This window comes from Streptomyces lancefieldiae (assembly GCF_031845825.1).
Taxonomy (GTDB): Bacteria; Actinomycetota; Actinomycetes; order Streptomycetales; family Streptomycetaceae; genus Streptomyces; species Streptomyces lancefieldiae.
The window spans coordinates 1-221 of the sequence record NZ_JAVRFH010000464.1; the positions used below are offsets into that span (position 1 = coordinate 1).

A 221-nucleotide genomic window follows, 5' to 3' on the forward strand; every position below is an offset into this window, starting at 1 on the left:
CACATGCAACGTCCTCGGCACCACACCGTGCCGCATCGCCATGACCATCTTGATCACACCGGCCACACCCGCAGCAGCCTGCGTCTGACCCACATTCGACTTCAGCGAACCAAGCCACAACGGACGCTCCCCGTCCCGCTGCCCATACGTCGCCAGCAACGCCTGCGCCTCGATCGGCTCACCCAGACGCGTCCCCGTCCCATGCGCCTCCACCACATCCA

1 protein-coding gene is annotated in these 221 nt (G+C 65.6%); it reads right to left on the bottom strand.

Annotated features, from left to right (window positions below; genetic code table 11):
• Positions 1 to 221 (bottom strand): hypothetical protein (locus RM812_RS42960; RefSeq protein ID WP_311586573.1); only part of this gene is annotated, 221 nt, incomplete at both ends.